The 16,888-nt window shown below is 64.8% G+C and carries 12 protein-coding genes; 6 read left to right on the forward strand and 6 right to left on the reverse strand.

The window, feature by feature from the left end:
- Position 1: 1 nt before the first annotated feature.
- Entirely contained in the window at positions 2-322 is a 321-nt protein-coding gene (locus OKA04_RS20970) for a DnaJ family domain-containing protein (RefSeq protein ID WP_264503174.1), read from the reverse strand.
- A 78-nt stretch (positions 323-400) separates the two neighbouring features.
- On the opposite strand from OKA04_RS20970, the gene truA reads away from it, so the two are divergent.
- On the forward strand, positions 401-1,162 hold the full coding sequence (gene truA, locus OKA04_RS20975) for a tRNA pseudouridine(38-40) synthase TruA (protein ID WP_264503175.1): 762 nt from the start codon (positions 401-403) through the stop codon (positions 1,160-1,162).
- A 280-nt stretch (positions 1,163-1,442) separates the two neighbouring features.
- Entirely contained in the window at positions 1,443-3,290 is a 1,848-nt protein-coding gene (locus OKA04_RS20980) for a M48 family metallopeptidase (protein ID WP_264503176.1), read from the forward strand.
- A gap of 214 nt (positions 3,291-3,504) precedes the next feature.
- Here OKA04_RS20980 and OKA04_RS20985 read toward each other — a convergent pair whose 3' ends face one another.
- Positions 3,505-3,945 (reverse strand): YkgJ family cysteine cluster protein, encoded by a 441-nt coding sequence (locus OKA04_RS20985; RefSeq protein ID WP_264503177.1) that lies wholly within the window; start codon positions 3,943-3,945, stop codon positions 3,505-3,507.
- A complete protein-coding gene (locus OKA04_RS20990; RefSeq protein ID WP_264503178.1) occupies positions 3,942-4,496 on the reverse strand; it encodes a 3-keto-disaccharide hydrolase in 555 nt (184 codons plus the stop codon). Before OKA04_RS20990 ends, OKA04_RS20985 begins: the two co-directional genes overlap by 4 nt.
- A 150-nt stretch (positions 4,497-4,646) precedes the next feature.
- On the opposite strand from OKA04_RS20990, the gene OKA04_RS20995 reads away from it, so the two are divergent.
- Both OKA04_RS20995 and OKA04_RS21000 read left to right on the forward strand, forming a co-directional pair.
- Positions 4,647-7,844: a PVC-type heme-binding CxxCH protein gene (locus tag OKA04_RS20995; RefSeq protein WP_264503179.1), complete on the forward strand. Its 3,198-nt coding sequence runs from the start codon at positions 4,647-4,649 to the stop codon at positions 7,842-7,844.
- Between the two features lie 184 nt (positions 7,845-8,028).
- Positions 8,029-8,802, forward strand: coding sequence for an HAD-IIA family hydrolase (locus OKA04_RS21000; protein ID WP_264503180.1), 774 nt, complete (start codon positions 8,029-8,031; stop codon positions 8,800-8,802).
- A 1,544-nt stretch (positions 8,803-10,346) separates the two neighbouring features.
- Here the strand turns inward: OKA04_RS21000 and OKA04_RS21005 are convergent.
- On the reverse strand, positions 10,347-10,928 hold the full coding sequence (locus OKA04_RS21005) for a hypothetical protein (RefSeq protein ID WP_264503181.1): 582 nt from the start codon (positions 10,926-10,928) through the stop codon (positions 10,347-10,349).
- A 298-nt stretch (positions 10,929-11,226) separates the two neighbouring features.
- Here OKA04_RS21005 and OKA04_RS21010 point away from each other — a divergent pair, with 298 nt between their 5' ends.
- The gene (locus tag OKA04_RS21010) at positions 11,227-13,080 is read left to right on the forward strand and encodes a DNA polymerase beta superfamily protein (protein ID WP_264503182.1); all 1,854 of its coding nucleotides are present in this window, start codon (positions 11,227-11,229) and stop codon (positions 13,078-13,080) included.
- 70 nt (positions 13,081-13,150) lie between these two features.
- Positions 13,151-14,359: a hypothetical protein gene (locus OKA04_RS21015; protein ID WP_264503183.1), complete on the forward strand. Its 1,209-nt coding sequence runs from the start codon at positions 13,151-13,153 to the stop codon at positions 14,357-14,359.
- A 318-nt stretch (positions 14,360-14,677) separates the two neighbouring features.
- Here OKA04_RS21015 and rlmN read toward each other — a convergent pair whose 3' ends face one another.
- Complete coding sequence (gene rlmN / locus OKA04_RS21020) at positions 14,678-15,763, reverse strand: dual-specificity RNA methyltransferase RlmN (RefSeq protein WP_264503184.1); 1,086 nt, start codon at positions 15,761-15,763, stop codon at positions 14,678-14,680.
- A gap of 51 nt (positions 15,764-15,814) precedes the next feature.
- Positions 15,815-16,783, reverse strand: a complete 969-nt coding sequence (locus tag OKA04_RS21025; protein ID WP_264503185.1) for a metallophosphoesterase family protein — start codon at positions 16,781-16,783, stop codon at positions 15,815-15,817.
- Between the last annotated feature and the right edge of the window lie 105 nt (positions 16,784-16,888).

Here is a 16,888-nt window from a genome sequence, read left to right on the forward strand (position 1 = left end):
CTCAGCCACCGGCGCGCATTCTCTCCAGCGCCATCCGGAAGCGCACGCGCAGCTCATCGATCTCCCTCCGCAGCCGGATGCGCTCGGCGGGGTCCCGGCAATCGCCGAGCTGGCTTTCCAGACGGTCCGCCTGCTTCAGCAGCTCCACCTCGGGCGGCGCGAAGCCATTGCCCCGGAGCATCGAGAAGGCCTGCCGCCACTCGGCCGGTGCCTGGAAATACGCCTCCAAGTCCAGCTCGGTGCCCGGCGCGGGCGGGGTCAACTCGCCCGAGGCGATGGCCTCGTCGATGCGCGCTTCGCCGAGCTTCGATAGGGCGGACATGCGCGGGGAAGATACGGGAGGTCCGCGCGATTCCAAGCCGCCGTTGCTTTCGCCGTCGCGGTGGTGTTTCAAGGCGGGGTGCGACTGCTGAAATTCAAGCTGACCCTCGCCTTCGATGGCGCGGCCTGGCAGGGCTGGCAGTCGCAGCGCTCCGGCCTCGGCGTGCAGGATCAGGTGGAGGCCGCGTTGGCGAAGCTCTTCCCGGCGGCCCCGCAGGTGGAAAGCTCCAGCCGCACGGATGCCGGGGTGCATGCCCGCGGGATGGTCGCGCACTTCGAGATCCCCGCGGGGCAATTCCGCATGCCGGCGCGGCATCTGGCGCTGGCCATCAATGCCTTGCTCCCGGAGGACATCCGGGTGATGGCCGCGGTGAAGGCCCCGGCCTCCTTCCACGCCCGCTTTGACGCCACCAGGAAGCAGTACCGCTACCGGGTCTGGAATGATGCCGTGATGAATCCGCTGCTGCGGACGCAGGCCTGGCACGCCCCCCGCCCGCTCGACCTCGCCGCCATGCGGGAAGCGGCCGCCCATTTCCCCGGCAGGCAGGATTTCCGCGCCTTCACCGCGAACCGTGGCGACGTCCTGGAGGACGCCGTCCGCACCCTGACCCGCTGCGACATCGTCCGCTCGGGCCGGGAGCTGACCTTCGTCATCGAGGGCAGCGGCTTCCTTTATAAGATGTGCCGCGGCATCGTCGGCACCCTCGTGCAGGTCGGCTACGGGCGCTTTCCCGCGGACGGGGTGAAGCTGATGCTGGAGGGGAAGGACCGCCGTTTTTCCGGGATGAATGCCCCCGCCCACGGGCTCGTCCTGTGGCGGGTGACCTACCCGCGCCGGTAGGAAAACCGTAACTCCCGAAGGGGGGGGAAATCGGACATTATAGGCTCGTTGCGATTTTAATGCCAAGTCATGGCATTGATTTCCAAGAGCCACCGGTCCGAGTCACCGGATGCGGCTGAAATACCCTTGCGGCGCAATAAATGCGGAGGAAGATGCTCATGGAATACCCCGAACTCCCGGAAAGACATTCATGCATCATGAATCATGCTTTTCGCCCTATCTTTTTGTGTTGTCCCATGATGCCCGTTAGATTAATCGACCACACACATTTCCCCCACTGATGTCGCAAACACGCTTCGAGTCCCTGGTTCACCGGCTTGAGATCGCCTGGAGCGATCGGCCGGAGGGATTGCTGAAGCGCACGGTCGGCTGGGTGAGCCTCGGCTACGGCGCACTGGCCGCCCCGGTGCTCGCCGGGGTCATGCTGGTGATCACCGGCGTGGTGATGGCGGTCCTTTATAATACGCCCGGGGCTATCCTGCTCGCCGGGGCGATCGCGCTGGCCGGCCTGAGCCTGATTTCCTTCATGCTGGGCTGCCTGTGGGTGCGCTTCGAGCCCCCGGCCGGGCTGCCACTGAAGCCAAAGGACCACCCGGAGCTCCACCGGCTGCTGCGCGACCTCGGCGATCTCGCGGGCGGCGTCCGCTTTCATCAAGTAACGCTGAATGCGGAAATGAACGCCTCGGTGGTGCAGAATCCGCGCATCGGCTTCTTCGGCTGGTATCGTGCCCACCTCGTCATCGGGGTGCCGCTGCTGGAGGCCCTGCCGCTCGACGAGCTGCGGGCGGTGCTCGCCCACGAGATGGGCCATCTCACCCGCGCGGACGGGAAGACCTGCACCTGGCTCTACCGCACCCGCGAAACGTGGGAGCGCGTGATGGAGCGGCTGACGCGGAATGGCGACGTCCCGGTGGTGGGCGAGTTCTTCCAGTGGTTCTGGCTGCATTTCAATTCGCGGGTGCTCGTCCTGTCGCGCTTCAGCGAGCTGGCTGCGGATCAATTCGCCGCCCGGGCCGTCTCCCCGGAGACACTGGCGTCCGGCCTGCGCCGCCTGGCGATCCTCGGGAAGCACACCGGCTGCGTCTTCTGGGAGCCGCTGGACCTCGCCATGCAGAAAAATGGCGACTTCCCGACCGATGTGATGGACCGGCTTTCAAAGGCGATCCGCCAGCCGGTGGAGCCACGGCAGGCGGCCCTGTGGCTGGCCGAGGCCATGGCCGTCGGCACCGGCCCGACCGAGAGCCATCCGGGCCTCGCGAGGCGACTGGCCGCGCTGGGCATCCCGGAGTCCGCCGCCTGCGAACTCCCCCAGCCCCTGCCTGACGGTACCTCGGCTGCCGACCGGCTTTTCGCCCCGGGCTTCCTCGACCGGTCCCGCCGCCACTTCAGCAGCATGTGGGTGGAGGAGTCGAAGAAGACCCACGACGAGCGGACCCACCAGCAGGAGCTGGAGCAGGTCGCGGGTGTGCGCAAGGCCTGGGACCGGATCGCCGCGCTGGTCCGCCTCGACGGGCTGGAAAAGGTGCAGCCCGAGGTAATGGCGCTGCTGGAGCGCCAGCCCGCCCACTCCGGCGCCCTCTACCTGCGCGGCAGCCATCTGGCGGAAAAGTCCGACCCCACGGCCTGCGATTTCCTCGAGCGCGCGACCAGCGACCCTGCGATCGCCAGCCAGGCATACGAGGCGCTGGAGAGATTTCACGCGAACCAGGGCCGGGTGCTGGAAGCGGCCCTCATCAAGGACCGGGCGCACCAGCACGATCTGGAATTGCGCGCCGCCCTGATGGAGCGGAGCCAGCTCAAGGCAACCGACAGCTTCCTCCCTCACGAACTGTGCAGCAACGATCTGCAGGCGCTCCGCGACCTGCTCGATGCCTCATCCGGGGTGAAACGGGCTCTGATGGTGTCGAAGGAAGTCGAGCACTTCCGTGGCTGGCCATTCGTGGTCATCGCCTTGGAACTCACCTACGATCTGACCGACCACTCCCGCCGGAAGCTGGAGACGGATATCGTACGGGCCTGGGGCGGAGAGGCCTACGTGATGGTCTTCTCGGTGGACGAGGAGACGCGGCAGGTGTTGCGAGCCCTGCGCCGGGCCGTGCCGGAGAGCGAGGTCTACCGCCGGAAATAAGATCCGGGAAAAAAGTTTCAGAACTTTTGAACGTCCACCCGCCCCAAGGGTCTATCCCTATGAAGACCACGTTCTGCGTGGTGTTCATGTAAGGGTGAACAGCACATTGTCAGCCGAATGACCCCCCGGTCGGACGGATGATGATTTTAGCCGCCGGGGGTGGGACCCCGGCGGCAATTTTTTTGCCCGGATGCCTCATCCCGCCGCCCGCGGCTCAACGGCGACGGCCCAGCGAGGCCATCGCTGCGGCGACCGCCCCCGGGAGATTCACCCCGCCATTCCCACCCAGCCGGTGGTCGATATCCTCCAGCCGCTGGATCAGGTCGCGGACTTCCTTCCGCGTGGCCGGGCCTCCCGCCGCATCGCAGAAATGGGTTCGGCAGCCAAAGGGCCGGCCCTCGTAGATCTGGCAGCGGTTGTTCTTCAGGAAAGGGCACGCCCCGTCCGGCGAGGCTGGCACCTCGGTCCGCCCCGCAGCCCGCCATGCGAGCGCGGCGACGAGTGCCTCGCCCTTCGTGAGGAACGGCGTCCGCCCGGTCGCCCGGAAGCGGCAGCAGTCCCCGCTGCCGGTGCAGGAGCGCTCCAGCGGGCGCTGCTCCCACTCGCGATAGACGGCGCGGACCTCGGTGGCGATGGTTCGCGGGTCCGGGGTCACGGCAGGCCCAGCTTGCGGATGCGGATGCCGCGGAATTCCACCCGTCCCTCGCGGAATTGCAGGCCGATGTGCCCGCCTTCCAGCGGCTTGCGGTCCTTGTAGTCGATGATCTGCTTGTCACCCAGCCAGACGAGTACCCGGCCGCTCTCCACCTTCATCCTCAGCTTCCGCCACTCCGGGGCCTCCCCGCCATCGTGGCGGCTGCGGCCCACCAGGCTGCCTGTGGGAAAAGGATTCGAGGCCGGGGCGATATTCACCTCGTAGCACTCGTTCGCCGGGTCGGTGACGGTCTTCGGCGTCGAGAGGAAAATGCCGCTGTTCGTCCCGTCGGGCGCGCGGAATTCCACCTCCAGCTCATAGTCCCGGTAGGTCTCGCGGGTGGTCAGCAGCCCGTCGGCCCCCTTCGTGGCGACGATCGCGCCGTCCTTCACCTGCCAGTCCACCTTGGTCTGCGGCTCCCAGCCGGTGAGATCCCGGCCATTGAAAAGCTCCTGCCACTCGGCTCCGGCGGCCGCGCCGGCGAGCAGCAGTCCGGCGGCGAGCGCTTGCATGATGGTTTTCACGTTTCCAGATTGGCCCGTCCCGGCCAGCCCCGCAAGCGCCCGCTGCCAAACAAAACCAAGCAGACTTTTCCGGACGAAAAGACAGATTCCCGCCTCTGGTCGGCTATTCCAGCAAGTCGCCCACCGACAGCACCCGTCATGAAAGCCCGAGTTTTCGCCATCGCCGCCGTCCTCCTCTCGTCCCCGCTGCACGCGGCCCCGCTTTTCAAGGAGCCGCAGAAGAACGAGCGCATCGTCATGCTCGGGAATGGCCTCGGCGAGCGCATGCAGTACTACGGAGGCTTCGAGATGCAGCTCCTCCTGCGCTTCCCGGAGCAGGACCTGACGCTCCGGAACATGTGCTACCCCGGCGACACCCCGGCCTACCGCCCGCGCGCGGGACGGAGCACCCCATGGGCCTTCCCCGGCGGCGAGGCGCTGCGCCCCGAGCTGAACCAGCACAAGGGCGAGGGCCACTACCCGTCCGAGGACGAGTGGCTGGCGATCTGCAAGGCGGACACCATCCTCGCCTTCTTCGGCTACAACGAGTCCTTCGACGGCCCGGAGGGCGTGGAGAAGTACCGCAAGGAGCTGACCGCCTTCGTCACCCACACGCTCGCGCAGAAGTACAACGGCAAGTCCGCACCGAAGCTCGTGCTGGTTTCCCCGATCGCCTTCGAGGATCTCACCCGATTCTTCGACCTGCCGGATGGCACGAAGGAAAACGAGAATCTCGCCCGCTACACGCAGGTGATGGCGGAGGTGGCCAAAGACCAGAAGGTCGGCTTCATCGATCTCTTCACCGCGACGAAGAAGGCCTACGCGGAGACGAAGCAGCCCTTCACCATGAATGGCTTTTCCCTGAATGAATACGGGGACAGCCAGATCGGGGACATCCTCGCCGGGGAACTCTACGAACCGAAGGCGATCCTGCTGGAAAGCAATCCGAGCGAGGTGCTCCGGCTGGTGAAGGAGAAGTCGTGGTTCTGGCAAAACGACCACCGCATGCTGAATGGCGTCCATGCCTACGGCCGCCGCTTCCAGCCCTACGGCGACTTCAACTACCCGCAGGAGGTCGAGAAGATCCGAGGGATGACCGTGAACCGCGACCAGGCGATCTGGGCCGCGCTGCGCGGAAAGACCACCGACCTGAAGGCCGCGGACGAGAAGACCCGTCCGCTGGACGAGGTGAAGACGAACTTCGACCGCCCCATCCAGTACCTCCGCGAGAAGAAGGCGCTGGAGTCCTTCAAGATGATGGATGGCTTCGAGATCAGCGTCTTCGCCAGCGAGGAGGATTTCCCGGATCTGGCGAATCCGATGCAGATGACCTTCGACAACCGCGGCCGCCTCTGGGTCTGCACCATGCCGAGCTATCCGCACTACCGGCCCGGCGATGAGATGCCGAACGACAAGATCCTCATCCTGGAAGACACCGACGGGGACAACCGGGCGGACAAGCAAACCGTCTTCGCCGACGGCCTGCACCTGCCCATCGGCATCGAGCTCGCGCCGGAGGGCGTGTACGTTTCCCAGGAGCCGAACCTGATGCTGCTGCGCGACATCAATGGCGACGACAAGGCGGACCAGCGCGAATACATCCTGCACGGCTTCGACCCGCACGACACGCATCACGCGATCCACGCCTTCTCCACGGACTCCGCGGGCGCGATCTACATGGGCGAAGGTGTCTTCCTCCACTCGCAGGTGGAGACGCCCTATGGCCCGCAGCGATGCACGGGCGGCGGCATCTGGCGCTTCGATCCGAAGACGTGGCGGCTCGACCGCTACGTGCAGACGTACTTCAACAATCCATGGGGCATCGCCTTCGATGACTGGCAGCAGTGCTTCATCGCGGACGCCTCGGGCGGGAACAACTACTGGGGCCTGCCGATCTCGATCAAGGCACCCTTCAGCTACGAGACCGGCAAGATCGGTGAATTCGCGCCGAAGCGAGCCCGCCCCACCGCAGGTGCGGAATTCATCTCGTCGCGGCATTTCCCGGACGAGCTGCAGGGCGGCTTCATGACGAACAACTCGATCGGCTTCCTCGGCACCAGCATCCACCAGGTGTGGGAGGACCGCGGTGGCTTCTCCGGAAAGCACCTCGGCGACCTCGTCACCTCGTCGGATCCGAATTTCCGCCCGTGCGACCTGGAGTTCGCGCCGGATGGCTCGCTCTACATCGTGGACTGGCACAATGCGCTGATCGGCCACATGCAGCACTCGGCGCGCGATCCGAAGCGCGACAAGGAGCATGGCCGCATCTACCGCATCACGCACAAGACGCGCCCGCTGGTGAAGCCCGCGAACATCGTGGACAGCTCCGTCGCCGGTCTCTTCAACCTGCTGAAGGAGCCCGAGTATCGCACCCGCTACCGCACGCGCCGCGAGCTGCGCGGCCACCCGGCCGACGTGGTGACCGCCGCGGCGAAGGCGTGGATCACCACGCTGGACAAGTCCGACGCGCGCTATGAGCACCACCTCTGCGAAGCGCTGTGGGCCACGTGGGCGCAGAACCAGGTGGACCGCGAGATCCTCGGCCTATGCCTCGGGGCGAAGGCGCACCAGGCACGCGCCGCTGCCGTGGAGGTGGTGCGCCATGCGTGGAGGAAGATCCCCGACCACAAGGACATCCTCATGAAAGCGGCGGCAGACCCCGAGCCGCTCGTGCGTCTCCAGGCACTCGCGGCCGCGTCATGGCTGGATAATACCGACGGCGCGCTGATCGCTCTGGAGGTGATGAAGCATCCGATCGAGAAGTGGATGCCGGAAGCGGTGAAGACCGCCTTCCTCACGCTGGGCGACGACATCGAGACGCTGAAGAAAGACGGCAAGCTCGACCTGAGCGCGAACCCGCAAGCCGCCGACTACCTCTCTGGCAAGCTGAAGCTGCAGCCCGAGGAAGCCACCGCGGCACCCGCCGAGCCGAAGCTGCCCGCCGATGAACTGGAGCTCTGGAGACTCGGCAAGGAAGTCTTCGCACGCGAGGCACACTGCGCGACCTGCCACCAGGCGGACGGCAAGGGACAGGAGAAGATCTACCCGCCGCTCGACGGCAGCGAGTGGGTCACCGGCAATGAAGAGCGCCTGATCAAACTCACGCTGAAGGGCCTCTATGGACCCATCACGGTGAAGGGCACGAAATTCGACCCGACCACCGGTGTGCCTCCCATGATGGGCTTCGGGCCGCTTCTCAATGACAAGGAAGTGGCGGGCGTGCTGACGTACGTGCGCAACAGCTTCGGCAACCAGGCACCCGCGGTGAAGCCGGAAACCGTCGCGAAGATCCGCGAGGCGACGAAGGAGAAGATCGATTTCTACACTCCTGACGAGCTGCTGAAGGACCACCCGTGACGGGATCGCCACACGGCTGACCGATTTCAGAGGTCCCGTTGATTGAATCGGCCAAACATTCAAGAGGATCACCCGGACCGCTTCGCGGCATGAGGGCGCTTCAGGGCGCTTTCTGCTGCGGGCCACCCGGTGGCATGCCAGCCGCTAGGTTCGTGGCATGGCAACCGTTGGCTTCTTACTCGACATGGATGGCGTCATTTACCGGGGATCGCGGTTGATCCCCGGAGCGTCCGACTTCATCACACGACTGCGGAATCACGGCATTCCCTTTCGTTTCCTCACGAACAATTCGCAGCGCGCACGCCGTGACGTCGCGCTGAAGCTGCGCCGTCTCGGCATCGAGGCGAGCGAGAACGAGGTCTTCACCTGCGCGATGGCCACCGCCCGCTTCCTGGCTTCCCAGAAGCCGAATGGCACGGCCTACGTCATCGGCGAGCACGGCCTGGCCGCCGCCCTCCACCGCAACGGCCTCACCGTGGTGGATGATGATCCGGACTTCGTGGTCGTCGGCGAAGGCCGCACCATGACCTTCGAGATGATCGAGCGTGGTGTCCGCCTCGTGGAAAAAGGTGCACGCCTCATCGCCACGAATCCCGACCCGAACTGCCCGACCGACCAGGGCACCCGCCCCGGCTGCGGCGCGATCGTCGCCATGATCGAAAAGGCGACCGGCGTGGAAGCCTTCTCGGTCGGCAAGCCGAGCCCGGTCATGATGCGAGCCGCCCGCAAGGAAATGGGCCTCCGCACCGATGATGTCATCATGGTGGGAGACACCATGGAGACCGACATCCTCGGTGCGGTGCAGATGGGCTACCGCAGCGTGCTCGTGCTCAGCGGCGGCACCCGCCGGCAGGACCTGAAGAAGTTCGCCTATGAGCCGGATTTGATCGTCGATCACATCGGGATGATTCCCGATTCATACATTTTTGGAAAAAGGGAGCCCGTGTTGGCACCGTGAAAGCTCTTCCTGGTTAGCGGATGGTCCGCGGTGGAGGAAGGTTTCTTGGGTTTAACTGACCTCCATCGCGGTGCACCACGGCGGGTGCGGGATTTCTTGGGTTTACTCCCGTGCCCGCCGCGGTCATTCGCAGAAGGACGACGAAAGGCGGTGGCTGAAAGGGCTGCCGCCTTTTTGCATTTCTACCCCCGTGGAGCACCGCCCCTTGGCAGCGCCGTCCCCCACCTGGGAGCGCCGGTCATTAGACCGGCCCGAGTGGTCCCTCATCGCCCGCCCCCACCACGGACGCCCGCATCGCCCCCCACTGGGAACGCGGAATTCATTCCGCCCGAGTCCTCTCTCACTGCCGCATTCATCAACCACGGATGAACCCAGATGAACTGCACGGCTCAGCATCAGGACGGATGGGATAAAGAGGCCAGACGCTGTTGCCTCTGACGGATGGAGTTTTCAACCGCAGATGAACACGATGGACACAGATAAACAGCCGGATTCCGATCATATCCCATCCATCCCATCCATCCTGGTCCCGATCCCCTCCTCATCTGCGTTCATCATGTCCATCTGCGGTTGAAAGGCTGCTCTTGAGAATGCTCGGGCGAGTTCATGGTTTCAGATCGTTCTTCTGCCCGAAATCATCTTCGGCGGATGGAACTCAACCACAGCAGCAGTGGTGACTCGCGCGAGATGAATTCCGCGTTCCCGGTGGGAGACTGCCGGGGAGAGCTTGAGGTTACGACCGGCTTTACTCGGAGCCATGTTGAAGCTTTTTGGGGAGCGGGCGGGGCGCGGGGTGAGGCGGGCCGGTCTGATGACCGGCGCTCCCAGGGGCCCGATCTCTCGGCAACGCAAGCACTCCATCGCTTCTTCATCTGTGTCTATCCGTGTTCATCCGTGGTCGATAAATGCAGGATGAACTCAAATAAGTAGCCGCGTTCCGATCATATCCCATCCATCCCATCCATCCTGGCCCCAATCCCTTCTTCATCTGCGTTCATTCGCGTGCTTACGACGAGAGGCGAAGGCTCAAAGGGGTTCGGTGCTTTTGGATTCCTGCTCCATTCGCCGGAAGCCTAGGGTTCCTTCATGAAAGGCAGTCCGCCCCGTTTCCGTCTGCTCCGTTCCCGCGCCTTTTGGTTCGGCGTGCCGGGACTGATATTCCTGCTATGGGCGTGGGTGGATTCGATGAAGTTCTCCACTAGTGCGGCCATCTCATCTTCCGGGGATCGATTTCCTATTCCGATAGGCTACACCACCACGCGGGCTCGTTGATGTTCGTCCACTCGCCGGATCCCTTGGGCGGTTCGCGTTGGCCCACAAAGTGTCGATCTGACCGACGACGGAACGACGCCCAAGACTGGCTCCCCGTGCCCGAATATATTAATTGGGGCCACATTGGATCTTACAAATCGCAATTAGTCATTCCGCATTGGTGCGTCGCATCTCTCTATTTCATCTCCTGGGGTGGTCTGGTGGGTTGGCGCTGGAGGAGCACCAGAAGCGCCAGCCGGCTCGGCACCATCGCTTGACGGAAAGCCCTCCGCTCAAATCCGCAGCAGTTCCTTCCTCAACTCGCGATCGAAGCGACCTGCCTGCGCAAGCCGGTGCAAATTCGTCGCCTGGCTTTTGAGAAGCGAATCCAAGGAACTCTTCTCACTCTCCACATGCGGTGGCTCCTGATAGCGGGGATCGTCCGCGGGCAATCGCGACCGCTCCATCCAGTCCACGCATTGCTGGAGATCCTCCGTAGTGCCGGAGCACCAGAAGGCGCATCCCTTCTCGATGACCGACCTCCTCATCGCGAAAGCCGCGTCCACCATCTGGCGGTGCACTTTCACGGGATCTTCTGCGTCGCCCTTCAGGGAGACCAGCATCTGCTCCGAGTGACGCAGGAGCAGGAGCACGACTTCCTGAATCACATACAAGAACACCCGCGGATCGCAGCTCTCGACCGTTCCCTCGTGGTCGATCCTGCAATAGATAATCCAGACGTCGCGATGGCTGTAGTCCGCGTCCCACGAATCGCTGCTATCGAGAAGCTCGGCCAAGCCGGCCAAACTCCAACTGGCGCCCCAAGCCGGCATCAGCTCGCCATTGAAATAAAAATCCGCAGGTTCGTAGCGCATGGTGAAATCAGGAGAGCCGACGCTTCATCCTAACGACATGCCATGATCGTCGCCAAGCAGGTATATTAAGGCAGCCAGATATGATTGAGGTATACCCATCCAACCACGGATGAACACGATGGACACGGATAATCAGCCGGATTCCGATCACATCCCATCCATCCCATCCATCCCATCCATCCCATCCATCCCATCCATCCCATCCATCCTGGTCCCGATCACCTCTTCATCTGCGTTCATCGTGTCCATCTGCGGTTGAATGGCTGTTCTTCACAGTGACTTTTTTCCACTTCCCCGCATGGCAGGTTTCAGGCCCCATGGCGGTGGCATGGAAGACGCCATCCAAGCACTGCTCGACCGCATCGAACGCCAGCATGGCGTGACGATCCCCTATGCCTGCGAGTCCGGGAGCCGCGCATGGGGCTTCGCCTCGCCGGACAGCGACTACGATATCCGCTTCATCTTCGTGCGGCAGGAGCAGACCTATCTCTCCGTGCTGGATGGCATGGAGTCGATCGACCTGCCGCTGGAGGAGGGCGATCTGGATGCCGGAGGGTGGGACGTGCGGAAGGCAGTGCGGCTGCTGGGGAGGAGCAATGGCGCGCTGGTCGAGTGGCTGCACTCGCCGGTGGTGTATCGCTGCGAGCCCGGCTTCCGCGAGCGCTGGCAAAGTACGGCACGCGCCGTATTTTCACCCCGGGCCTCGCGGGACCACTACCACGGCCTGGCACGGCAGATGGTGCTGGGAAAGCTGGCGGACGAGCAGGTGCGGGCAAAGGACTACCTCTACGCGCTGCGGGCCACGCTGTGCGCCCGCTGGATCGCCGCGGGAAAGGGCATCCCTCCCGTGGCATTCGCGGAGCTGGTGCCGGACGCTCCGGAGGAGATCCGCGCGCTGATCCCCGCACTGCTGGAGCACAAGGCGCGGACCTCCGAGGGCGAGCGGATGCCGCGACTGCCGGCGCTGGATGATTTCCTCACGGCCTCGCTGGCCGAGCAGGTCCACACGCCCGGGAAGCCCGTGGATACGGAGCCGCTGGATGCGCTGCTGCGCGCGGAGATCCGCCGCCCGTCGCACGTGATGAAGCCCGCGGACTTCACTCTGGAGCGCGTGCGCGGGCACGATCTGCTGCTGCTCGACACGGTGGCAGGCAGCCACGCCTACGGCACCGCCATCGCGGGCTCCGACGAGGACCGGCGCGGGGTCTTCGCGGCACCGCGGTCATTCCTGCTCGGGCTGGACGAGATCGAGCAGGTGGCCGACGAGCGCAGCGACCAGGTTTACTACGAGCTCGGGCACTTCGTCTCGCTGCTGCTGAAGAACAATCCGAACGCGCTGGAGCTGCTCGCGATGCCGGACGATTGCATCCGCCACCGGCACCCGCTCTTCGGGTGGCTGGAGCCGGAGATCTTCCTGTCGAAACTGTGTGCGAAGACCTTCGGCGAATACGCCATGGGCCAGATCCGCAAGGCGCGCGGGCTGAACAAGAAGATCGTGAACCCCGAGCCGGAACAGCGGCGCGCGATGCTGGACTTCTGCCACGTGCCGGAGGGCCAGGGCAGCACGCCCGTGCTCGACTGGCTGGCGGCACGCGGGATGAGCCCGCGCGAATGCGGCATCACCGCGGTGCAACACGCGGCGGGGATGTTCGCGATCTACCATGAACCTAGTAGCAGCGATCCGCGCGGCATCGTTTCTCCGCGGGATCCCGACACGCTCATCTTCAGCAGCGTGCCGAGGGAGGCCGTGCCGGTCGGGTGGATGCACTTCAACCGCGATGCCTTCCAGGCGCACTGCAAGGCCCACCGCGAATACTGGGAGTGGGTGGGCCAGCGGAATGAGGAGCGCTATGCGACGAATGCCAGCCACGGCCGCGGCTATGACTCGAAGAACCTGATGCACACGCTGCGCCTGCTCGACATGGCCGGGGAGATCGCGACGGAAGGCGTGCTGCGCATCCGCCGGCCGAACCGCGAGTATCTGCTGCGGGTGCGGTCGGGCGAATTTGCCTACGAGGACCTGGTGGCACGGGCCGAGGAGCAATTGGCCGGGGTGCAGGCGGCATTTGAAAAGAGTGACCTGCCCGATCAGCCGGACCGGGCGCGGGTGGAGGCCCTGCTGGTGGCGATCCGCGAGGGATTCCACGGATGAAGGGCACATCTCACCTGCGGGCGTGACTGCGGCGTGACATCTCCCGTGCGGCGGCCCAAGGTAGTCCCATATGGCATGGCGCATCGATGAGCACGTGATCCGCGGGGAGATCGACAACCGCACGCGCGGGAAGGTCACGGGGCGGATCTGGTTCGTGGATCGCGAGGAGCCGGTGACGCTGGAGCTGGAGGGGAATGCGTGGCGAGATCTCGCGGGGCACCTGCTGCGCTTCACGAATCCGGAGCCGAAGCCGGGCCTCCGCGACGGCTTCGCCACGCTGCAAGACGGCGTGGCCGGGGACATCACCGCGTCGCGGAAGGTGAAGGTGCCGGATGTCTCGATGGAGGAGCTGCTGGTCTGCTACGAGAAGAAGCAGCCCTTCCCCTGGCACTGGGGGAACTCGCTCTACCTGGAGTGGTTCAGCCAATACAACGGCCGCGTGGTGATCGAGACGGCGGGCTTCACGCTGGAGCTGGACGATACCGCGGTGTGGACGATGAGCGAGGAGGAAGAAGTCGCGCAACGCCAGGCGAATGCCGAGGCGATGACCACCTTCATGGACCGCATGCTGGCCGCGACCGTGGCCGGTGCCGGAGACGAGGATGATGACGATGCCCCGCAGAGCAAGGCCGAGGCGGAAGCCGATGCCGAGGCGGCCCGCATGGACCTGCTGCTGGATCGCGTGCAGGCACGGCTCGAGCGCGAGGGGCACGAGGATTTCGAGCGGGTCTTCGACGAGGAACGCGAGCGCCTGAAGCGCGAACGCGGCGAGGTGGAGCCGGAGCTGACGCCCGAGGAAAAGGAGGAACGCCAGCGCTGGATCGAGGAGATGAACCAGATCTGCGCCGAGGCGATCGAGGAGGCGAAGTCCGATGACTGGAAGGAGCCCGAGAGTCACCCGCTGGTGGAGCGCTGCATGGAGCTGGGCATCCGCATGCACCACGAGGTGGGCGAGTGGCTGGACGAGCCCGCCACGCAGGAGCACCCGCTGCTGGAAGTGATCTACGGCACGCAGACCGCCGCAGCCAAGCTCTCCGGCGCACTCGCCACCACGGACGAGTGGCCGCCGGAAGACTGGATCGCCGGGAGCGTGCTGGTGCGGCTGAAGAAGGTGCGCGAATGCCTGCGCGATGCCCTGAGCGGACTCGACTCCGCGGATCAGGAAGGACTGGCGACACCGATATGGCGCGCCTTCTCGCGGAAGGAGCTCGATGAAATCCTCGGCGAAGTCGAAGGGATGATCGTCGAGGTCCGCGACGTGCTGAAAGAGGGCGAGTAGGTGAATGTGGCTGCGGCATCTTGCCGCAAGCCCTCCCCCTGCCCGGCTTGCGGCAGGATGCCGCAGCCACTTTTCAGCGGGATGATCGTGGAGGCCCGCGAGGTGCTGAAGGAGGGCGATTAGGCGAAAGTGGCTGCGGCATCTTGCCGCTAGCCTTCCCCTTGCCCGGCTTGCGGCAGGATGCCGCGGCCACTTTTCAGCGGGATGATCGTGGAGGTCCGCGAGGTGCTGAAGGAGGGCGAGTAGGCGAAAGTGGCTGCGGCATCTTGCCGCTAGCCTTCCCCTGCCCGGCTTGCGGCAGGATGCCGCAGCCACTTTTCAGCGGACCTTCATGGGGGCCTCGATGATGCCTTCCTCGGTCTCCTGCTTCAGGCGGAGCTGGCCGCAGGCGGCGGCGATGTCGTGGCCTTTTTCCAGGCGCAGCGTCGCGGCGACGCCGGCGTTCTTCAGGATGTCGCGGAAGGCGCGGCACTGCGCTTCGGACGGACGCTTCCAGTCGAGGCCATCGACCGTGTTGTAAGGGATCAGATTCACCTTCGCCTTCAGACGGCGCGCGTGGCTCGCGAGGATGCGTGCCTGCTCGAGATCGTCATTCACGCCCTCGATGAGGATGTACTCCAGCGTGAGGTGCTGCTTCTTCCGGGAGTTCCAGTAGTCGAGCGCGTCGAAGAGTTCGGCGGTGCCCCACTTCTTGTTCACCGGCATGATCTGGCCGCGCACGTCATCGGTGGCGCCGTGCAGCGAGATCGCGAGGCGGATCTGCTGCGGGTGCTCGGCCAGCCTGCGGATCTGCGGGACGAGGCCGGAGGTGGAGATCGTGAGGTGCCGCGCGCCGAGGTGCAGGCCCCACGGCGAGGTGATGATGGAGATGGCGGCGAGCAGGTTGTCCAGATTCGCCAGCGGCTCGCCCATGCCCATGAAGACGAGATTGTCCACGCGCTCGCCGGAGAGGCGCTCGGCCATCAGGACCTGCCCGGCGATCTCCGCGGGCTCCAGATTCCGCGAGAATCCCGCGAGGCCCGAGGCGCAGAACTTGCACCCGTAAGCGCAGCCCACCTGCGAGGAGACGCACAGCGTCCGGCGGTCCGACTTCTCGCCATAGAGCGCCGGATTCGCCGGGATGAGCACGCTCTCGACGTAGCGGCCGTCGTGGAGCTTGAAGAGGAACTTCCGCGTGGTGTCCGCGCTGCCATTTGTGATCGCATGCTCCAGCGCGTGCAGGCGAAAGCCGGAGGTGAGCTTCTCGCGCAGGGCCGCGGGCAGATTGCTCATGGCATCGACCGAGGCGGCCTTCTTCTTCCAGATCCAGTCGAGGATCTGCCCGGCGCGGAATGCAGGTTGGCCCTCGGCGGCCAGATAGGCCTCCAGGGCGGCGGGGTCGTAGCCGGTCAGCGCGGGGAGCACGCGGGGAAGATGCTTCGCGCCGGGCCCCGCGTCCAACCTGATTATCGGGCGTCAGGCCAGGTCCCACTTCCCCGCCGTGATCGAGGGGCGCGCCCAGGCACCCACCTCGTTCTCCCGCGTGGGGGCGATCTCCTTCGGCGACTTGCCGCGCCATGCCGACTCCATCCCGCGGAGGGTGAAGGTGCCCGCCGCGGGATCGATCTCCAGCACGGTGTAGAGCGGGCCTTCGTAATTCGCGCTCACGGTGAGGATGGGGAATTTCTTGGCGAGCTCGGGATCGACCGAGTCATTCTTCACGCCGCCCATGTAGAAGTAAGACGCGGAATTGATGTGGATGTACGGGATGCCGCCGATCTCGCGGGCGTGGTCGATGTGCCAGTGGCCATTGAAGCATCCGGCGACCTTCCGCTTGCCGTCCGGGGTCTTCGCGGCCTCCAGCACGACGCGCACGTCCTGCTGGTTCGTGATGCAGTTCGGCCGCTCCAGGCTCTGGTGGGAAAAGACGAAGGTATTCAGCCGCGTGGCTTCGAGGTCCTTCCGCAGCCACTCGATCTGGTCCGCGGCGATGGACCGCGGGTAGCCGCTCTTCCAATCCGCCGGACGGTCATTCGCATCCAGCACGATGAAGTGATATCCGCCGAGGTCGAAGGAGTAATGGCGGCTCTCCATCCCCCAGAAGGCCACCGTATGGTCCCGGGTGAATCCACCGTCCGTATCGTGATTTCCCATCACGTGGTAGTGCGGGCCGCGGAAGGAGTGGAAGAGATCGAGGAATCCCTGGTTCGCCGGCTTCGGCGTGCAGAAGTCGCCGAGCTGCATCACCGCGTCCACGGACTCCGCGTTCATCTTGTCGATGAAGGCCTTCAGGCGCTCGTCCGCGTCCGGTACGAGGTCCTTGTGGACATCGGAGATGAGGCCGATGCGGAGTTTCTTCCCGGCCTTCTCCTCCGCCTGCAGGGGCAGGGCAAAGGCGGAAGCGGCGAGTGCGGAATTTTTCAGGAGCGTGCGGCGGGTGATCATGGGAAGAGCTTTCCCGATTCAACGCCACTGCCCCTCTTTTCCTTGCTGCGATTTCGCCACGCAATAATGACGAAATCGCCAGCATGAAAAAGGACACGGGCCGTA

The sequence above is a fragment of the Luteolibacter flavescens genome, from assembly GCF_025950085.1.
GTDB lineage: Bacteria > Verrucomicrobiota > Verrucomicrobiia > Verrucomicrobiales > Akkermansiaceae > Haloferula > Haloferula flavescens.